The 20,105-nt window shown below is 41.3% G+C and carries 18 protein-coding genes and 3 tRNA genes; 10 read left to right on the top strand and 11 right to left on the bottom strand.

The window, feature by feature from the left end; all coding sequences use genetic code 11:
* Positions 1 to 317: 317 nt before the first annotated feature.
* The 6 genes from FGU46_RS02725 to nikR all read right to left on the bottom strand — a co-directional run bounded on the left by FGU46_RS02725 (position 318) and on the right by nikR (position 5,950).
* Complete coding sequence (locus tag FGU46_RS02725) at positions 318 to 1,745, bottom strand: Mur ligase family protein (RefSeq protein WP_286476268.1); 1,428 nt, start codon at positions 1,743 to 1,745, stop codon at positions 318 to 320.
* A gap of 9 nt (positions 1,746 to 1,754) precedes the next feature.
* Positions 1,755 to 2,813, bottom strand: coding sequence for a glycosyltransferase family 4 protein (locus tag FGU46_RS02720; protein WP_286478506.1), 1,059 nt, complete (start codon positions 2,811 to 2,813; stop codon positions 1,755 to 1,757).
* Positions 2,814 to 2,953: 140 nt separating this feature from the next.
* The gene (locus FGU46_RS02715) at positions 2,954 to 4,090 is read right to left on the bottom strand and encodes an ATP-grasp domain-containing protein (protein WP_286476266.1); all 1,137 of its coding nucleotides are present in this window, start codon (positions 4,088 to 4,090) and stop codon (positions 2,954 to 2,956) included.
* Positions 4,091 to 4,216: 126 nt separating this feature from the next.
* A complete protein-coding gene (gene hycI / locus FGU46_RS02710) occupies positions 4,217 to 4,636 on the bottom strand; it encodes a hydrogenase maturation peptidase HycI (protein WP_286478504.1) in 420 nt (139 codons plus the stop codon).
* Positions 4,637 to 4,667: 31 nt separating this feature from the next.
* A complete protein-coding gene (locus FGU46_RS02705; RefSeq protein WP_286476264.1) occupies positions 4,668 to 5,432 on the bottom strand; it encodes a methyltransferase domain-containing protein in 765 nt (254 codons plus the stop codon).
* Between the two features lie 107 nt (positions 5,433 to 5,539).
* Positions 5,540 to 5,950, bottom strand: a complete 411-nt coding sequence (nikR, locus tag FGU46_RS02700; RefSeq protein WP_286476262.1) for a nickel-responsive transcriptional regulator NikR — start codon at positions 5,948 to 5,950, stop codon at positions 5,540 to 5,542.
* Positions 5,951 to 6,343: 393 nt separating this feature from the next.
* Between nikR and FGU46_RS02695 the strand changes: the two genes are divergently transcribed.
* Positions 6,344 to 6,745 (top strand): CBS domain-containing protein, encoded by a 402-nt coding sequence (locus FGU46_RS02695; RefSeq protein WP_286476260.1) that lies wholly within the window; start codon positions 6,344 to 6,346, stop codon positions 6,743 to 6,745.
* Positions 6,746 to 6,912: 167 nt separating this feature from the next.
* Here FGU46_RS02695 and FGU46_RS02690 read toward each other — a convergent pair.
* Positions 6,913 to 6,986, bottom strand: a tRNA-Gly gene (locus FGU46_RS02690).
* Between the two features lie 2 nt (positions 6,987 to 6,988).
* Positions 6,989 to 7,062: transfer RNA gene (locus tag FGU46_RS02685), tRNA-Gly, on the bottom strand.
* A 246-nt stretch (positions 7,063 to 7,308) separates the two neighbouring features.
* On the opposite strand from FGU46_RS02685, the gene FGU46_RS02680 reads away from it, so the two are divergent.
* The 4 genes from FGU46_RS02680 to FGU46_RS02665 all read left to right on the top strand — a co-directional run bounded on the left by FGU46_RS02680 (position 7,309) and on the right by FGU46_RS02665 (position 11,047).
* Positions 7,309 to 8,325 (top strand): calcium/sodium antiporter, encoded by a 1,017-nt coding sequence (locus tag FGU46_RS02680; protein WP_286476257.1) that lies wholly within the window; start codon positions 7,309 to 7,311, stop codon positions 8,323 to 8,325.
* 13 nt (positions 8,326 to 8,338) lie between these two features.
* Entirely contained in the window at positions 8,339 to 8,770 is a 432-nt protein-coding gene (locus FGU46_RS02675) for a universal stress protein (RefSeq protein ID WP_286476255.1), read from the top strand.
* Between the two features lie 3 nt (positions 8,771 to 8,773).
* The gene (locus tag FGU46_RS02670; protein ID WP_353619909.1) at positions 8,774 to 10,189 is read left to right on the top strand and encodes a DASS family sodium-coupled anion symporter; all 1,416 of its coding nucleotides are present in this window, start codon (positions 8,774 to 8,776) and stop codon (positions 10,187 to 10,189) included.
* Positions 10,190 to 10,396: 207 nt separating this feature from the next.
* Complete coding sequence (locus tag FGU46_RS02665) at positions 10,397 to 11,047, top strand: potassium channel family protein (RefSeq protein WP_286476253.1); 651 nt, start codon at positions 10,397 to 10,399, stop codon at positions 11,045 to 11,047.
* Positions 11,048 to 11,152: 105 nt separating this feature from the next.
* On the opposite strand, the gene cobQ is transcribed toward FGU46_RS02665, so the two are convergent.
* Positions 11,153 to 12,667, bottom strand: a complete 1,515-nt coding sequence (gene cobQ / locus FGU46_RS02660) for a cobyric acid synthase CobQ (RefSeq protein ID WP_286476251.1) — start codon at positions 12,665 to 12,667, stop codon at positions 11,153 to 11,155.
* 280 nt (positions 12,668 to 12,947) lie between these two features.
* Between cobQ and lonB the strand changes: the two genes are divergently transcribed.
* Both lonB and FGU46_RS02650 read left to right on the top strand, forming a co-directional pair.
* The gene (gene lonB / locus FGU46_RS02655) at positions 12,948 to 14,855 is read left to right on the top strand and encodes an ATP-dependent protease LonB (protein ID WP_286476249.1); all 1,908 of its coding nucleotides are present in this window, start codon (positions 12,948 to 12,950) and stop codon (positions 14,853 to 14,855) included.
* A 180-nt stretch (positions 14,856 to 15,035) separates the two neighbouring features.
* Positions 15,036 to 16,619 carry a DEAD/DEAH box helicase gene (locus FGU46_RS02650; protein ID WP_286476248.1) on the top strand — a complete coding sequence of 528 codons (1,584 nt, stop codon included), beginning with the start codon at positions 15,036 to 15,038 and terminating at the stop codon, positions 16,617 to 16,619.
* Between the two features lie 30 nt (positions 16,620 to 16,649).
* Here the strand turns inward: FGU46_RS02650 and FGU46_RS02645 are convergent, their stop codons facing one another.
* A complete protein-coding gene (locus FGU46_RS02645; RefSeq protein ID WP_286476246.1) occupies positions 16,650 to 17,510 on the bottom strand; it encodes a ribose-phosphate diphosphokinase in 861 nt (286 codons plus the stop codon).
* 209 nt (positions 17,511 to 17,719) lie between these two features.
* On the opposite strand from FGU46_RS02645, the gene hypA reads away from it, so the two are divergent.
* From hypA to FGU46_RS02630, 3 genes are all read left to right on the top strand, one after another.
* Positions 17,720 to 18,100 (top strand): hydrogenase maturation nickel metallochaperone HypA, encoded by a 381-nt coding sequence (hypA, locus tag FGU46_RS02640; protein ID WP_286476245.1) that lies wholly within the window; start codon positions 17,720 to 17,722, stop codon positions 18,098 to 18,100.
* Positions 18,093 to 18,743 (top strand): hydrogenase nickel incorporation protein HypB, encoded by a 651-nt coding sequence (hypB, locus tag FGU46_RS02635; RefSeq protein ID WP_286478499.1) that lies wholly within the window; start codon positions 18,093 to 18,095, stop codon positions 18,741 to 18,743. The genes hypA and hypB overlap by 8 nt, the downstream gene beginning before the upstream one ends.
* 92 nt (positions 18,744 to 18,835) lie before the next feature.
* Complete coding sequence (locus FGU46_RS02630; protein ID WP_286476243.1) at positions 18,836 to 19,861, top strand: DUF354 domain-containing protein; 1,026 nt, start codon at positions 18,836 to 18,838, stop codon at positions 19,859 to 19,861.
* A 51-nt stretch (positions 19,862 to 19,912) separates the two neighbouring features.
* On the opposite strand, the gene FGU46_RS02625 is transcribed toward FGU46_RS02630, so the two are convergent.
* Positions 19,913 to 19,985, bottom strand: a tRNA-Ala gene (locus FGU46_RS02625).
* Positions 19,986 to 20,105 lie beyond the last annotated feature (120 nt).

Here is a 20,105-nt window from a genome sequence, read left to right as displayed (position 1 = left end):
CAATATTAGGCCACGCTGGGTTAAAATAACCGATTAAATTATATATTCCATATTAACCCTAAAAAATTTAAACTTCATAAATACGTAATTTGTATCATAATATGTGATTTGTACTTAATTGAGACCTTCTCTGGTGACTTGGCTCATGATAAATGTTTGTTGTAATTTTATATGGAGGGTCCTGGTTTATAAGTGGTTATATCATTTATAAACATTTATTATGGAAACTTATAGAAAATCAGGGATGATAAGGTTGTAATAGGATAATGTTGTAATAGAAGATAAAATTTTTAGGACATCCAATCATGGTTTTTTTTCTACTTCATTATGCCTTGCTCTTTAAATTTCTCTAGAACATCAGAAGCAGGGTCCATACCCTGGGCACCTATTAATAATATGGTATCATCTGAACTGGACATTTCCACGGCTTCAAAGAGGGCAGTGCTTAACTGGGGATGATGAGTGTATTGGATACCTTCCTTTTTCAGTACCTCTATAAATACCTTTTTCTCCTCCTCCTGTACCCAGTTTGCCTGGTCCACCACTTCCTGGCTACTGGTTAAAATAAGGGTGTAGTTCAGACCTTTAAGAGATTGGGCAATTGCCATAGCATTAATCTCATTTATATCATTCCCACGAGATCCTCTAATCGAACATACTATGTAAAACTGGTGTTTGGATAGTTCAGCCGCACTTTTTATGGTGGCTTTAATACCCTCCGGGTTGTGGGCGAAATCATCTATTATGAGTGGTCTCCTATTTAAAATGGTAAACCTTCTTTTAAGGGCCTGATAAGACTTAACTCCATTTTTTATGAATTTATTTTTAATATTTAAAGCTTTACAAGCAGCAATGGCTGCCATGGTGTTCTGGAGGAAGTGGGGACTATGAAATGGCAGTTCTTCTGGTTTTAATAATATATCTCCATCCAAAAATATTCCCTCATCCTTATTCTCTACCCTACCACCATTTCCAAAAGTTACAATCTCCGCTTCGGAAGGCACCATATCCTTCATCTTCATAAGCAGGGGGTCATCTGCATTTAAAACCACAGCATTCCCCTTGAAATTCCGCAGAGCACCTGAAATTTCCCGGTAAGCATCTTCAATGGAGTTCACCAGGTTGATATGGTCCATGGACACGTTGGTGAATACCAGAACCTGGGGTTGAATGGCCTGTGTCATTAAAAAGGCGTGATCAGTCATGATCCTGTCTTCCCATCCCTGCACTTCTGAAACCTCCAAAACCAGAGTCTCCAGATCCTTACTTTCGCCGATCTGTTTTGCTACCATGGGGTCAATAAGGGTGTTAAACTCAGATAGGGAATCGGTATTAGTGTGGCTTTTAAATCCTGCTACTTGGAGTATGTTATGTATCATGTGACTCGTGGTGGACTTTCCATTAGTCCCGGTAATTACCACCCGCAGGGTTTCAGGTGCAAAAGTCTTTATGGCCCAGCGGAGAGCAAATGCATTGGCATACTCGATCTTTTCGGTAATAATAAGGCACATATCAAGCTCTTTTGCCTTATAAATGGCGTCTCCACGGGCTTCTTGGGTCACTATGCATGCCACGCCTTTACTAGCAGCTATATCAACTCCAGAAACATCTATCCAGTGTCTGATTACCACATCACCCTCTTTGGCATCTTTAAGAATGTTAAAAATCCCTTTAATAGGACGATCCCTGCCTATAAGTTTTCCCTGAACCTGAAAGGCCAGATAGGTGGTGTTTAATTTTTTCATAAATTCAACCTAACTTATGAATTGGTGAGTGGTGATGGCCACGATGCAGATCAGGAAGGTAATGCCCCAGTAAATGGCTATTATCTTCTTTTCAGAGAGACCTTTATAGTGTAAAGTGTGATGTAGAGGTTCCACGGGAAGTTTTATGACATGGACACGGTGCAGAAGACTTACTATCACGGAAATGATGGGTATGGCCAGGGCCAACACTGCGAAGTATATCACATCTCCCAGAAAACCGGCAGTAATATATCCCGCCCCCAATGCAAAGGATCCAGTATCTCCCATGAAGATACTGGCCGGGTAACGGTTAAAAACCAGGAAACCGAGGGAAATCCCGGTCAGAGCCACGAAGGGTAGAGCTCCGGATAAATTTCCATTATTAAATGTGATTATGGCGCATGAAGCCGATGCGATGGCTAAGATTCCTGCGGCCAAACCGTCCATGCCATCAATGAGATTTACAGAATTGATGGAACCGATGACTCCAAAGATAACCACTGGTATAATTAGTATTCCCAACTCAAAACCTAAAACTCCGCTGCTCACCGCTCCAGTAGCAACCAGGAACAATGATATCACGATTTGGGCTATTATTTTGTCACGTTCAGTGACTTCACTTTTTATGGGAACTTCTCCGATGACTTCAACTTTTTCCTCATTAAGGAGTGTTTTAAGATCACCTTTAGCTTTTTCAGTGGTTACTCTGGCTTCTTCTTTAGGTTTAAGAGTTAATCGGCCAATTTCAACGGGCTGATGGCTGATGTTACGAACTACCTTCTGCAGTTCCTTGACCTTCAGACCCAAAAGATCGTCCAGAAGTCCCACCACACCGGAGCCCATCATGATTATGACGGTTAAAACCAGATTTCTCTGGGTGAAATAAACGGCTGCAGCTAACAGTATGCCAAGGAGCATGGCTAAACCCCCCATGGTGGGGGTTCCAGCTTTATGACGATGTTCAGTGACTATGGGGCTGTCGGTTATATCTGCATCCCTTAAAATCTTTCTTACAAAGAAGGTAAACAACAATGTGGCCAGGAAGGTTAAAATGAATAATAAGGTCATTGTTTGTAACTCGTTCAATCTACCACCAGGATCGTGTTAATCAGATCGTATTATAAATATTCAATAATCACATTCACCATGATACTTAAAATTTTCTCTTCAGATTCTGTTCACTTTTTGTATATATGTTAATATTAAAGTTAATATAATGGTTCCTCGATTAATGATGGTAATTTCAGTGATTGGGCAATTTTTAAAACCGATTTTTTGGTTTCACCCCTGATAGTGATTCGCTGATGATGGGGGGGGCCGTGAATTATCCAACCATGGGACTCCTCGAAGCTTCTGTAAAGGTAACTGTTGCGTTTAGTGGAGAAATCACCCACCGGCACTTCCATTGCAAAATAATCCTTAATATTTTTCTGCACTTGTTCAGATTTCCACTTTCCGGTGGCCATGTCTACCATCTCCTGGAGGGGGTTAATATTACATGAAGCGGCGGTTAGGTAGCGGGTACCACTGGGACGGGTGTTGATCTCCAGAACCAGATTTTTTTCCCCGTCAAATATGAGATCTAAATCAGCGGAACCTTCTACGCCCATTAATCTGCAAATTTTAAGGGCTAATTCACGGATCATCTCATTGTTCGTGGAATTATCAATGCCATCAATTTCTAGGGGCGATTTTTTAACTTTGAAAAGGGGATGTTTACCATCTGGACTGGTTTTTCCCTTATAAACGGGTACCAATGGAATGTGATCCCCCTTCCAACCCAGCACTTCCACTGAGATTTCAATCCCATCTACGAAATCTTCAGCCAGGGCGTTCCCGAATTTCTCCAAGTATTCAATCATTTCGTGGTGATTATTAACGACTTCAATCCCCACACCACCCTGTCCGTGTCCCTGTTTAAGAACCATTGGGAAATTGAAATGAGATTCAGAGAGATCCATATTAATCAACTGGAACGGGGGGGTGGGAAGGTTATTCTCTAGGAGGAATTTTTTAGTTTTATATTTGTTTTGAGCTATAGAAGAAGCTTTTAATGGTGAGGTGACTACTGGAATCCCATAATTTTCTTCCAAATCCTTTTTTAAACTTGATAGAGATAATAAAGGCCCGTCAACCCCTATTAATGGAACAACACCATCCACATCTTCTTTAATGGCTACTGTCTTGGGTCCTTCCATTCCTCGAGGAACTAGGTGGAGGACATCTGCCAAATCTTGGTTGGGAGCATCAGGGTTAGATTCAGTTAATACTGAAGTTATACCATGTTTTTCGGTGTATAATGCTACGTCCTCAAAGAGACGAGCGCCAATGAACATTAATTTCATTTAGATCACTAAAATTCGGATTCAAACATTAAATAGGTCCAGATATTGTATAGGATATCTGGAGTAACTGGTATTTAAATGGGGTTCCTAGACGAATTTGAAAACGATTAAAGATTGGCTTGAAAATTAAGGTAAAAGAATGGTTTTTAGTATATCCAAAACATGAATTGCACTTTTTTTTACTTCCCTGGTCATCTCTTGACCTAGCTCCATACTCTGGGGTTGAATTCCAATGAGGGCTATCTTAGCGCCGGTACCAATCTCCAGATAGTTTATCAGGAAAGAAATAGGCATGGAGTGAGTTGAAATACTATAATTAGGTATTTCCTCTTTATGAACTATTCTTACGAATCCAGGGGCTTTTTTCATATCTACTGCGTCCAGAAGAAGAATGTGGCTTGGATTTTCTTTCTTTATAGCACCGGTAAAGTTTTCTGGAACTACCCCCCCATCTATGGTTACTATCTTTGGGCTCAGGTTGTGTAAATTTCTGGCCATGAATGTTCCCAAAGCATCATCGCCCTTCAAGTCATTGCCAATTCCCAGTATTATTAATTTCTTATATCCTGCTATAAATTCAGTTAATTCTTGCTTTAATGGTATCTAATCCACCCCCCATGATGTATTTAAGATTTAAACATATTTCCTGGTTTTTTTCAACAGTCAAGGAATTGGAAGGCACTAGTAAAGGTGGATTAAGCATGGGTGTGGGGCCACAGATTATATCTGAGGTAAGTAAAGTGAACGTGGTGATTCTTATTCCATTTACCTTTCCAGGGGAGTTTATGTTAAGCTTTAAACTTAGATCTACTTTTTCATCAATTTCTCTCGTCAAATCCAAATGATCATATATTTTAAGGGGCCCCATGACTTCAAAATATTCCCCTAACTCTTCCTGATAACATAAATGGTCAGCACGTAAATTAATTGGTTCTACACCGTTTAAAACTGCGCAGGGTATTATATTTCCATCTTCTCGGAGAAATGACCGGGCATGTTTGATTACGGGTATCAACTCTTCATCGATTAGACCGGTATCTAGCATCTCACAGATTATGAGATCTGCATTTTCTGGAAACTCTATGCGGCTGGCGTCTCCCACCATCACCGAAACATTATTAAAATGAGAAAGTGTATTTAAAGCTGTTTGAGCTGATATTTCATTTTTTTCCACGGCATAAACATGGTTCGCCAGTGGAGCTGCTTTGGCAGCAAGAACACCTGAACCAGTGCCTAGATCGTAGACTATTCCCCTGGCTTTATTGGTGATTGCTTCAAAAAAAACTGCTAGACGTTCTTTGTCAGATAGAAGGTTCTCATGATATGAAGTAATTTTCATCATTTATACTGGCATTAATCTATTTAATAAAAATTCTGATAATAAAAATAAGTCTAAATTAAAAGATTTGGGGTCGGAATTAATAATGGGAGATATTAAATAAAATATGTTTACATATTCTCCCCGCTGGATGTACTGGTCAGTTTGACGTGTTCCACGCCCTTTAATCTCATTATCTTTTCGGTTAGTTCCCTTATGTAGTTGACATCTCCTTTAACCACAATAACTTCTAAACAGTACTTTTCCGTCATGTGTACATGCATCACCGCATTAATGAATTTTCGGAAGTCATGTTGGATATCGGTGAGGTCTTCCATCACTCCAGTGTAGTGGTGATCGTAGATTACGGCCAGAATTCCTATCCGATCACCGTCCATCTCATTCATCCACTGGTAACGGACAATGTAGTCTTTAAGAGCGTCTCTTATACCTTTTGATCTTGATTGGTATCCTCGGTCTTTCAAAACTTCGTCAAATTCGTTTAAAAGTTTCTTGGGTAAGGACATACTTATTCGCATCATGACAATTCCCTCGTATTATCTTATTATAATATTATACTATTTAAATGTTTGTCTTCTTAGCAATATTGTTCATCACAGACAATATGCATGTCTTGAGGGGCACTGGTTTATGATCATAAAAAAAATTAACACCAGCATTGCTATATTACTGGTAATGATATTGTTACTATTTAAAACTTTGCGTGCCTTGAAAACATTGCTTGATATAAACAATGTTGCTTCAATAAAAATTATATCAAGAAGAACCAATTCTATCTTATTATTAAAAATAACTAGATTAATCAGGTTTAATTCAAATCCTTCAATTAATATTCCTCAATTAAAAATCGATACTATTAATCTTGTGTTTTGACAACTTATGAATAACCGGAATTAATTGTGTGGTGATATAATATGAAAGTTAGGGAGGCCATGAATCAAGGGGTGATATCCATCAGCGCCCGTACCAGTCCGTTAGAAGCCTTTGAAAAGATGTACAAGGAAGGGGTGCGTAGGTTATTCGTGGTGGATGAAGAGGATATTGTTTTGGGAGTGGTGTCCTATTCTGATCTTATCGGGGTGCTGGGGGCCATAAAACCAACCATACGGAAAGAAGTGTCCCTTAATCTGCTGGACATCATGTCCAAAGACGTTATAACCATATCTGCCAATGATGGTATTGAAGACGCAGCTAACCTGATGTTGCGGGCCGATATATCCGGGCTACTGGTTCTGGATGATAAAAAGCCAGTGGGAGTAATTAGTAAAACAGATATTTGTCGGCTGGTAGCAGCTGAGATACTGGTTCCTTCGTAATTAGATGGCTTGATCACGGTCAAGTAATAGAAATAAGATTACTAAATATTTTTTTTATCTTTATTCAATTCCTATTTCTTAATCTATTTTAGAATAGCAGTTTTTTTAGAATACAGTGTGAAATTTTGAAGAATTAAGGTCTTTGATTTACAAAAAGTAGTTTTAAGTGCGGCTGCCGGGATTTGAACCCGGGTCGTAGGCTTGGAAGGCCCAAGTCCTAACCAGACTAGACTACAGCCGCAATGCGGCGTCCGGGATTTGAACCCGGGTCGCTAGCGTGGCAGGCTAGAGTCTTAACCAGGCTGGACTAACGCCGCTTGTTGCCGAATTTAACAGCATACCATGGTTGTAGGATTATTGTATATAAGTTTTTAGGTTTAAGATTATATTGAATTTAAATCAGGGAAATCCTATTCAATTATTCACGTATTAAGTATATCGATTAACCAATCTAGCTTGGTCTAAAACATTCAATATAAATAGCGGCTGACCAAAACATTACTGGAATAATTTGAATAGAAAACTATATATGCGGAGATAGGAAACCTCTTTCCGGTGAGAGTATGTTCGATTTGATATTGTTAATCGCTATATTAGTAGTATCCTTAATTATCGTAATTAAAGCTGCTGACGTCTTTGTTGATAATTTAGTTGAAATAGGTGCAGCTTTAGGTATATCTCAAGTAATACTGGGAGTGACCGCCTCGGCCATCGGTACTTCTTTACCTGAATTTGGTTCGGCATTAATAGCCTCTTTATCTGGTAGTGTGGACATTGGAGTTGGCACGGTCATTGGATCCAACATCTGGAACATTGCCGGTATTTTGGGAATATCAGCCACCTTTGCGGGGGTAATTCGGGCGGATACTCGGGGAATTAATCGTGATGGTGCAGTAACTCTTATAACTGCTTTTATTCTTCTGGGATTCATGTTTATGGGATCAATTAACAAATTCGCAGCTATTGTTATGGTTGCAGTTTACGCTGTTTATTTATGGATTTTAATTAAAGATCAAAAGAAAGAAACCGCTGTTAACATCGAAAATAAAGATAAAGAAGAGAGTAACACTGAAAATGATCCTAAGTCTGAGGTCACAGAATCAGGAGCCACTGAGAAACCCAATGGAATAAACAGAAAAACCCTGGCCTGGACTTTAGTGGGACTAGCTGGTCTGGTTATTGGTTGTAGACTTCTGGTATATAGTGGGGTGGAACTGGCGCGTATAGCAGGCATTCCCGAGATGATTATGGGACTTTTCACCCTGGCCATTGGCACCAGCATACCAGAATTGGTGGTCACATTTTCTTCGGCAATGAAGGGTCTTCATGATCTCTCCATTGGAACGGTGCTGGGTAGTAACACCTTCAACATCATGATTGGTATTGGTATCCCCGCACTCATTATGAACATCCCTGTAGAGCCATTATCTTTGACCTTTGATGCTCCGGTTATGATCTTCGTAACCATACTTCTGCTTCTTTTGATTAAACGGGGAATGAAGCTAACCAGGACAGATGGTCTCATCTTGATGGGAACTTACCTTGCCTATGCAGTCATTAGATTATTTATATTAGCTTAAATAGGATGATACTATGGTTTACCAGAAAATATTAGTTACCAGTACAGGCGAATACCTTGATCAGATGGCAAACGAGGCCATGCAACTTATAGCAGATTGGGACACAGAGATAATTGGGCTCTATGTTGCGGAAACCTCTGCTCCATTCCTTACTCCTCGAAAAATAAAGGAAATGATGAAAGAAGAACTAACTGAGAGGGGAAAGAAGGTCCTATCGGATATGGAAAAAAAGTTCAAGGGACCTAACATAAAATTCAGGCCTATTCTGAAGGAAGGCAATCCTGCCGATGAAATTGTGAAAACAGCCGAAGAAGAAGGTGTGGATCTGCTTATTATGGGTACAGGGAAAAGTGTAGTGGATAAACACCTATTAGGCAGCGTTTCGGAAAAGGTGGTACACACCTCTCCCTGCACTATTCTCCTGATCCAGACCACCAAAGAGTGAAAAATAATTTTTTATATATTTATTAATTTTTTTACGGAGGAATTAAATACGAATTTCAAAAGAATAGGAATTCCTTTAGCAATTATTGCAGGACTTATAATATTTTTAATCCCCATGGAAGGTCTCAGTAGTTCGGGACATGCTGCTCTGGCTCTATTGGTCTTTGCCGTAATAATGTGGGCTACGGAAACTGTCCCGTTACCTGTAACTTCCATGATCATCCTGTTTGCTCAGCCCATAATAGGTGTCGAGAGTTTTGAAAACGCGGTGATTGGATTTGCCAACCCCATTATTTTCCTGATGATCGGTGGTTTCATCATCGCCGAGGCTATCCGTAAGAGTGGGCTTGCCCAACGTCTTACGTATAGTATGCTAAATCGAGTGGGAACTAGTTCTAGCCGGGCTCTTTTGGTGAGTGTATTTTCTACTGGGATCATGTCCGCTTGGATCGAGAATGTGGTAGCCTTTGCCATGCTGGTCCCGGTGGTAAGGGAGATTGTCGCCCTTATGGGATGTCATCAGGCTGAGAAAGGTAAAAGCAACTTTGCCAAGGCGATGATTTTAGGTGCATCATTTGGTTCCTTGGCCGGTGGTTTTGGCACTGAGATAGGTACTGCGCCTAACTTAATGGCAGCGGCTTATACTAATATACCCTTCGTAGACTGGATGATTTTCGGATTCCCATTGGCCATTATGCTCATGCTGGTTATCTGGAAACTTTTGGGTAGAGTATTTCCCTCTGAAGTTAAGGGTATAGTAGGTGGCAAGGAAGTAGTATCATCCAAACTAAAATCAATGGGTCCTCTCTCTAAGGATGAGAAGATAACGGCAGTTATACTTCTATTTACGATAGGGCTGTGGGTCACTGCCCAGTTCACAGGCTTAAACAGCTATTCCATTGCTCTTATAGGGGCCACCTTATACTTTATTGCCGGCGTTATAAACTGGCAGGATGCTCAGAAAAACATTGACTGGGGCCTCATAATATTCTTCGGAGGAGCTCTATCACTGGGATATGCCCTACTCAATACTGGTGCAGCGGCCTGGTTGATACAGGACTTACTGGCCCTGATGGGAAGTGATCCCTCCACCATCTTAATTATGGTGGTGCTGATGGTAATAGCGGTGGTAATTACCCAGGTGATGTCCAACATAGCCCTTTCTGCTATTCTAGTGCCTCTTTCGGTGACTTTGGCCAATGCACAGGGTCTTGCTGTGGGCACCTATGCGGTGCCAGTGGCTATTGCATGTTCATTATCATTCCTGCTCCCCATGGCCGATCCAACAGTGGCCATGGCCTATGGAAGTGGATACGTTAATATTAAAGAAATTTTCAAGGCAGGATTGCCCCTGGTAATTATAGGTCTAATTCTAACCATTGTGGTGATTCTTACCATAGCCCAACCATTCCTGGGCTAGAGAATAAATGAGGGTATTTAATCCAATAAAATTCATTTTTCATTTATTTTCTTCAATTAAAGACCTTTGAATCTTTTTTTACCAATTCCCAAAACTATATAATGTCCTACATGCAAAGTTTAACGTCGATAGAATAGTTATAATACATCCAAATCTTCTATAATTCATGAATATTATGCATAAATTCCGATTAATTGTGGTGAACAGATGTATGTGGTAATAATGGGTGGCGGAAGGGTTGGTTTGCACCTGGCCCAATCTTTGGTGACTACTGGGCATGATGTAACTCTTATCGAAAGCGATGAGAATCTATGTGCTACTGCTGCCGGGGAAATAGATGCCCTGATAATCTGTGGTAATGGAACTGATATTAAAACCCTGGAAGAATCCAACATAGAAGATGCTGATGTCTTTGTGGCAGCCACTGGTAACGACGAGGCCAATCTGTTATCAAGCATTCTTGTAAAGGAATATAAAATCCCTAAACTCATAGCCAGGGTGAGCAACCCCGATCACGAGGATGCCTTTCATAAGGTGGGTATTGATGTCGTGGTCAGCCCTGAGCTAACAGCTGCCAGTTATCTGGAAAAACTCATAACCCGGCCTAAAATAGCTGATCTTATTGTGGTGGGCCGCGGAGATGCTGAACTTCTGGATATAAGCATCCAGAATCCTAAAGCCATCGGAAAACGAGTAGGAGATCTTAGCCCCACCAACGATTACATTATTGCAGCCATTCACCATAATGGCCAGATCACCATACCCCACGATGATACGGTGCTGGCCAAAAACGAGAAAATATCGGTTCTGGTAAAAACCGGGGCAGTTAAGAAGGTTACTTCTTTATTCACAAAATGATTAAGGGTTTTTAGTTAAATAAATTGCTAAAATTTGCTATTTCTATTCTGTTCTATTAATGCACACTCACATCCTAATGCACTCTCATATGGAAAAAATATCTTTTTAGGAATCAATACTCAATATTTTATCCATTATCTTCATATCCACGTTTTCTTCGAATATTTGGGCCAGACGTTCCAGTGAAAAGCCCTTGCGCACTTCAAAGTGGTCCACTTCAAAGCCTATTTTTTCCAGGCCATTTTTTTCTCTTAAATAGTCGATGAAAAATCTCCGGAAGCTAAAGTTATGGAATATTCCATGGAAGTAGGTGCCGGTGGTCATTCCCTGCACCGCTCCATCGAATTGGGACTGAGGATGATTTCCACAACCCTTGATGACGCGTGTGAGTGGTTTGGAACCTTTGATATTAGTCACTCCTTCGTGGAGCTCATAGCCCCTAATTAATTCCCCTTCCAGTCCCTTAAAAATTCCATTTCCCATTATCTGTCCCTGGCTCTGGCTGATGATTTTTTTCACATTACCAAAGGATGTTTTAACATTCAGAAGGCCTAAACCATCTACTGTTCCCTGTTTAGACTCTTTTAAAGAGGGATCCATAATTTTCTCTCCCAGAATCTGATACCCTCCACAAATACCAACTAAAGGGATTTCAGTGGCAATCTGTCTGATTTCATCACTGAAACCAGCTTCATTTAAAGCTACCATGTCACTGATGGTGTTACGAGTACCCGGTATGATGAGAGCATCTAACTGGCCCAACTCATCTCCCATCTCCACCAGACGAATTCCTATATCGGGTTCATACTCCAGAGGATCCAGATCCGTGAAGTTGGATATTCGTGGCAACCTCATAACTCCCACTTTAATCTGGCCTCGGTTAAGGTATTTATGTTCTGATAGGGATGCTGAATCTTCTTCTGGTAGTTTCAGTTGTTCGTCATAGGGTAACACACCCAAAACAGGCACTCCCACAATTTCCTCTATCTGACGGATTCCGGGAACTAAAATGTCCAGGTTACCCCGAAACTTATTAATTACAATTCCCTTGATCCTAACCCGATCTTCGGGTGGCAAAAGCTGAAAAGTACCAGCTATAGATGCAAAAACCCCTCCACGATCTATATCTGCCACCAGGATCACATCTGCATCAGCCAGACGGGCGATGGGCATGTTGGCCATGTCACGATCCAGCATGTTGATTTCAGCCGGTGAACCAGCTCCTTCCATAATGAGTATATCATAATCTTTTTCTAATGAATCTAGAGATTCTTTAATCGCTTTTAAAGCTTCATGCCGAAAATTATTCTGGTAATGGTAAAAATTCATATCACCGGCTGGTAGACCATGGACAATAACCTGGGATGTGAAGTCTTCCTTGGGTTTCAGCAGTATAGGGTTCATATGGTGATGAGGTTCCAGACCAGCAGCTTCCGCTTGGAAAACTTGTGCCATGGCTATTTCTCGGTTTTCTGGGGTGGTAAATGAATTTAGGGACATGTTCTGGGATTTGAAAGGAGCCACTTTGAATCCTCTTTTAGACAGTATTCGGCATAGAGCAGCGACAACTACGCTTTTCCCTGCGTTGGATGATGTTCCCTGGACCATGAGGCACTTCATTTTATCACTAACTTGTATATAATCATATTGTACTAAAATTGTACTCATCTATTAAATCAATTGCATCATTGAAGATACTCTTCTACTTCGCTACCTATATTTTTTATAGGTTTTACCACATCCTACTTATAAGAAACATAAGAAACATTAAGAAAATTCAAGACAAATGTCCTTAGGCAAATGTTCTTATATAAGATACCATATACCACCTAGTGTATATCAAACTAAAAAAAAGTTTTAATTTTTGCTTAATCCAAATTTATGGAGGTTTAAAAAGCCCATGGCAATTCATAACCCGGAAAAAGGTTCTGAGACAGATGAGACCTTAGAATTTAGTGGTTACAAGACTTCCGAGGATATTGATGTCCCGGAAAGAATCATCGATCAAATAATCGGCCAGGAAGAGGCCGTGGAGACCGTCAGAAAAGCAGCTAAACAACGCCGTAATGTTCTTCTAATTGGAGAACCTGGTGTAGGGAAGTCTATGCTGGCAAAGGGGATGGCAGAGCTCTTACCACCAGAAGAACTACAAGACATACTGGTATATCCTAACATGGATGACAATCACAATCCCCTCATTGGCGTTATGCCTGCTGGTGAAGGTAAGACGGTGGTTACCAATTACAAATTAAAGGCTAAATCACAGGATGAGCGAAAAAACATCTTCATGATAGCCATTATCAGTCTGATAATGGTCATTGGATTTGTGCTCCAACAGTTCCTGGCGGCCATCATCGCTGCTGGTATTGTTTTCCTAGCATTGCAACAGATGAAACCCCGCAGTACCTTAATGGTGCCTAAACTGCTGGTAAATAATGAAAAAAATAAGATGGCCCCATTTGTGGATGCTACTGGAGCTCATTCCGGAGCTCTTCTAGGTGATGTGAGGCACGACCCCTACCAATCCGGTGGATTGGGCACTCCTGCCCATGAGCGGGTGGAAGCTGGGATGATTCACAAGGCCAGTAAGGGAGTACTTTATGTGGACGAAATGGGAAGCATGAAAATGAAAACCCAGCAGGAACTTCTAACTGCCATGCAGGAGAAGAAGTATTCCATTACCGGTCAGAGCGAGACCAGCAGTGGAGCAATGGTCCGTTCCCAGGCTGTACCATGTGATTTTGTTTTGGTGGCTAGTGGTAACCTCCATATTCTGGAAGGCATGCACCCGGCCTTAAGATCCAGAATACGGGGTTACGGTTATGAAGTGTATATGAAGGACACCATGCCTGACAATAAGGAAAACCGTGACAAACTGGTCCAGTTCGTGGCCCAGGAAGTTAAAAAAGACGGTAGAATACCTCATTTTGGAAGAGAAGCCGTGGAAGAGATTATCAGGGAAGCTCAACGTAGAGCTGGAAAGAAAGAATCATTAACCTTAAAACTTCGTGATCTGGGCGGCCTGGTACGGGCCGCTGGTGACATAGCCAAAGGAGAGCAGAAAGATGAAGTGGACTTAGACCACGTCATCAGTGCCAAAAAGCTGGCAAGAACCCTGGAACAACAGATTGCCGATCGTTACATTGTCCAGAAGAAACGTTATCGAGTTTTCAGATCTGAAGGTGGAGAAGTGGGTCGGGTAAATGGTCTGGCTATCATCGGTGACCGAAGTGGTATCATAATGCCGATAGTGGCTGAAGCTGCTCCAGCTCAGAGTAAAGAGGAGGGCAAAATCATTGCCACCGGAAAATTAGGAGAAATTGCTCGTGAAGCTGTTCAAAACGTCAGTGCTCTTATTAAAAAGCACACAGGGACAGATATAGCCAGTTACGATATTCACATCCAGTTCCTTCAGTCCTACGAGGGAGTTGAGGGTGACAGTGCCAGTGTTTCAGTGGCAACAGCTGTGGTATCTGCTCTGGAGAACATCCCTGTTGATCAGTCTGTGGCGTTAACTGGATCTTTAAGTGTACGGGGGGATGTGCTTCCTGTCGGTGGTGTCACCGGCAAGATAGAAGCTGCAGCCGAGGCAGGTATCAAAAAGGTTCTCATACCCCAATCCAACATGGAAGATGTGTTCATTGAGGAACGCTACCAGAAAGAAATTGAAATTATACCTGTGGAAACACTCAGTGATGTCTTGGAGCACACTCTGGTTGGTAAGGGCAAAAAGAGCCTCATGGAGAAAATGAAGAAGATAGCCGACATTGTTCCTCATGGAATACTGAAACAACCAGCAACCCACTAAAACCTCTGTTTTTAGTGGAGTGATACTTTTTTTTTATTTATTTTTTTAAGTTTTAGGATCATTATAAGTAGTACAACCTCCCAATAGGTATTAGATTAAGATTTTTGATTATTTTAAGCTGATTTTGAGTTTAGTAATTAATGGTCTAATATTAGATTAATTCGGATAAGGAAGATTATTATGAATAGTTTATTATTTGAAGACATGGATTTATCTCCTAAGATTAAAAAAGCTATTAAAGACCTGGGATTTGAAGAAGCAACTCCTATTCAGTCTTTAGTAATTCCTCCCATTTTGGAAGGAAAAGATGTAATTGGCCAGGCTCAAACTGGCACTGGAAAAACCGCTTCATTTGGGATACCAGTATTAGAAATGGTCGACCCTAATGATGCTAGTTTGCAAGCTGTAATTCTCTGTCCCACCAGAGAACTGGCCATTCAAGTGGCAGAAGAACTTAAAAAACTTTCAAAATACAAAAAAACCAATGTTCTACCAATTTATGGCGGGCAACCCATAGAAAGACAGATTAAAGCCCTTAAAAAAGGGGTCCAGATTATTATTGGGACTCCGGGTCGTGTGATGGATCATATGTACCGGCGCACCCTTTTCATGGGAAAGGTTAAGATGATAATACTGGACGAGGCGGATGAAATGCTGGATATGGGTTTCCGGGAGGACATTGAATTCGTCCTGGGTAAAATGCCGTCTGAAAGACAGATGCTTCTTTTTTCTGCTACCATGTCCAAGGCAATACTGGCTTTAACTAAGAAGTATCAGAATGACCCCCAATTTTTGAAAGTTGCCCATCAGGAACTTACTGTGCCCCAAATAGAGCAGGTCTATTTTGAGGTGCGGGAGAAGAATAAACTGGATCTACTGTCCCGACTTATAGACTTACACGACCTTCAACTGTCCCTGGTATTTTGCAATACTAAAAGAAGAGTTGATAAACTGGTAAATCATCTACAGACCAGAGGGTACATGGCTGGAGGTTTACATGGTGACATGAGTCAGAATCAACGTGACAGGGTAATGGCAAAATTCCGAAAGGGACAGATAGAGGTTCTGGTGGCTACTGATGTAGCGGCCCGAGGAATTGATGTGGATGATGTGGAAGCGGTTTTCAACTACGATGTTCCCAATGATGACGAATATTATGTGCATCGTATTGGTAGAACTGGTCGGGCTGGCAAAACTGGTCAAGCCTTCACCTTCGTGGCTGGAAAGGAGATTTACAAGTTAAGGGATATCCAACGATACACTAAGGTCCGAATTAAGCAGTTACAAATTCCATCACTACAAGAGGTGGAGAAACTTAAGAATTACCGGTTCCTGGAGAATTTAAAACATCTAATCAACAATGAATATCTGGGCCAGGAAGTTCAGATGGTTGAAAAGCTGATGGAAGAGGATTACAGTTCTCTAGACGTGGCTGCAGCTCTTATGAAAATGTTACTGGACAAAAGGAACAATTCAGAATCTAAACCTTCCACTGATTTTGGTGATACGGGAGCTCAACCAGGTAAAGTCAGATTTTTCGTTAACTTGGGTCGCAAGCAGAATGTGAAGGCAAAAGATATAGTAAAAGCCATTCATGAAGTATCCGGATTATCATCAACCAGTATAGGCCGTATTGATGTTCTGGACAAGTTTTCCTTCATAGAACTTCCACTGGAACATGCCCAGGAAATATCCGAAGCACTGGAAGGGACCAGAATTAAGGGTAAAAGGGTGAACCTGGAGCTGGCTAATAAGAAGAAATGAGCATAGAATCAAAAAGAATAAAAAATCTAATTAACTCTTCAAGGCATCCGCCACCAGCCCGGCCACGGACACCACACTAACCTCTGACTTTAAAGTATCGGTACCAACTACTTCGTCAGCACCAGATGCGAAGATTTTCAGAAGAGCATCATCCACCAGCACAGGATGTACACATCCAACTGCAATCCGGGATGCCCCATGCTCTTTGAGCATCTTAATAGCGTTGACTATGGTTCCGCCGGTACTGATAATGTCGTCAATAATAACCACTTCCCTTCCCTTAACATCCAGGTTTTTTGTTTTGGTTTCAACTAATTCTGGTGAAATACGTTTTTTTTCAAGGTGGTCACATTCACAACCTAATATATCGGCAATTTCCCGGGCAAAATTGATGGCCCCATGATCCGGGGCTAGTAGTAGTGGTTTATCCATGCAATTTTTTAAATATTCAGCAATAGCAGGCATAGCCGACAGGTTGTGGGTGGGTACGTTGAAGAGGTCACATATGCTCTCTTCATGGAGGTTAATGCAGAATACCTCGGAAACGCCGGAAAATTCGATTAAATCTGCTATCACCGAGGCAGAAATAGCTTCACCAGGATTAAAACTTCTTTCCTGTCTTCCGTAACCAAAATAGGGAATAACGACCCTTATATTTTCTACGTCCATGTTCTGCAGTGTTTTGAGGATTAAAAAAAGTTCCATGAGGTTTTCGTCCTGCGGGTAACCGGTAGATTGCACCACAGTCACTCTATCTTCCAATTTTCCGTTAATGCGTATGTAGCGTTCACCATCAGGAAATTTACGTGTTTCCAGTGGGCAGAGGGGTTCACCCATCTTTTTTGCAATTTGGGCTGCCAGTTTCTGTGATGCAGATCCGCCTATGATCAATAAAACCACCTTCTCTCCTTGACTAATCATTATGGGAGTTTAATGTCTTAAAGTTATTCATGGTCCTTTATTAAAACCATTAAGCTCATAAAGAGATATTAAAGCATTATATTTCAACTATTTGTTAACTTTATTAATAAGCTCTCTTTAAACCATAGTAAGTCTTTAACCATAGTAAGATTAAGTTAGTACTAAATAGAGGTAAAGCTATGCACGAACTTTCCATGGCACAGGCCATAGTGGACACCGTCCTGGACGCTGCCCAGAAGAACGAAGCCCAGGATGTTCTGGAAATTACCATTGAAATTGGACAACTCACCATGCTCAATCCGGAACAATTGAAATTTTTGTTGGGTGTCATAACTGAAGGAACCCTCCTTGAGGGTTCTGAGATAATCATTGAAGAAATTCCAGTGGAGATAGAGTGCCAAGCTTGTGATTTTAAGGGACAAGCAAATACTGAAGGTTCTGATCACTATTTAACCATAGTTCTCTGCCCGGAATGTGGGGGTGGAAATGTGGAAGTTACCAGGGGACGTGAATGTAACGTCAAGAATATTAGAATAGAGAAGGTTGATGAGGATGCATAAAATCGCCGATGTGGAGATTCAACACGATATAATGGTGGCCAACCGAAAACTGGCCCGTAGGAATCAGAGAATAATGGATCAAAATGGAATTTTTGCTGTGGATGTTCTGGGCGCCATAGGATCCGGAAAAACATCCCTTATTGAAAATTTAATTGATCATTTGGACCATAAAGTGGGGGTTATAGCTGGGGATGTCATCAGCAAGTACGATGCAGGACGTTTTGAATCGCATCATGTACCTGTGGTAGGCTTGAACACTGGGAAAGAATGCCATCTTGATGCTCATCTGGTTAAACATGCCCTTGAAGATCTGCCTTTGGAAAATATCGATTTGTTGTTCATTGAGAATGTAGGAAACCTGATTTGTCCAGTGGATTTCGATCTGGGTTCCCACCTGCGCATGGTAGTTATCAGTGTTAGTGAAGGGGATGATACAGTGGAAAAACATCCCCTAATATTTCAGGACGCCGAACTGGTGGTAATAAATAAGGTGGACATAGCAGATGCTGTAGGGGCCAGTGTGGAAAAGATGGTTGATGATGTGAAGAAACTCAATCCTGATGTACAGGTTATAACCAGCAGTTTAAAAACTGGAAAAGGTCTAGATGAGATCATGGTGGCTATAGAGTCGTACATGAAATAAGTTATTTAGTTTCTAACCTTTCAAAGCTGTAATCAAGTTTGATATTATGGTCTGAAATTTATTAGTGTCTAAAATTACCAACCGGTGATGAATTGAAGGTCTGGATTGATATTGTAAACGCCCCCCATGTGAGGTTCTTCAAAAGTATCATAGAGCATCTTGAACAGGAAGGTGAGGAGGTCTTTATCACCGCCAGGAAGTTCGGGGATGTGCACCGTCTTCTAGACCTTTTTGACATAGAATATACTCTGGTCGGAAAGCATGGGGCCACACTGGAGGATAAACTGCTTCGCAGTACCAGCCGCGTTTTTGAACTTTCCAAACTCATCGCCCGGGAGAAACCGGATGTATCTGTTTCTAAACATTCCATTGAACTCCCCCGAATCTCTTTTGGATTAGGAATTCCCAGTGTGTACGTATTGGACAATGAACATGCGCTGGCAGCTAATAAACTAACTCTACCCCTTTGTGATCAGATTATACTACCCCAGATCATTGACGTATGGCGTGTGTTGGAGTGTGGGGCTGATCCCAACAGTCTGGTGCGGTTTAATGGTACTTGTGAACTCAATCACCTTCAGGATTTCCACTACAATTCCAAAATTTTCCAGGAACTTGATCTGGTTCTGGAAAAGGATAAAACAATTCTCATGCGACCTGAACCAGCATTGGCGTCTTATCTTCAGGCGGACTGTCGTAAATCGGTGTTATCACCCATCGTAGAGGCTCTGGAGGGTCATGCTAATATACTTGTCATTCCCCGCTTCCAGGAGCAGGAGGAGATCTTCGCAGATGACGGGAAAGTTACCATAATACATCCACCGGTGGATACTTTTAGTTTGATGAAGGCCTGTGACTTGGTAATTGGAGCAGGAGGCACTATGAACCGGGAGGCCGCACTTCTGGGCACTCCAGTAATATCCTGCTATCCTGGTAAATTACTGGCAGTGGATAGTTATTACATTAAAAAAGGTCTTATGAAGCGTTCTACAGATCTGGATGAAATTGTGGACATCTCCCTGGGGCAGATATTAGGTGAAAGGAAAGAGTTAAAGATCGAAACTGATGATCTATTCCAGATGCTTCTGGAAAACATATACCAAGCAGCTTCAGGTTAAATATGTGCTTTTCTTCAAACTTTTATTCACATCAAAAATAGCTATGGGGAGTGGACTGGCCGGGATTTGAACCCGGGGCCTCCGCCATGCCAAGGCGACACTCTACCGACTGAGCTACCAGCCCTTATAGCACATAGGACTTAGGGGTATTTAAACTTAATGTTGATGTTTAATTGAAAACACTCGCAAAGCTTTTAAATAGGTACCTTTAAATAACTAGCTCTGAAGTATATAAAAAAAGGTT

It is taken from the genome of Methanobacterium sp. CWC-01, from assembly GCF_030323845.1.
Classification (GTDB): Archaea; Methanobacteriota; Methanobacteria; order Methanobacteriales; family Methanobacteriaceae; genus Methanobacterium; species Methanobacterium aridiramus.
The sequence above is the reverse complement of the archived record's forward strand: the minus strand, read 5'-3'. Positions and strand labels throughout refer to the sequence as shown.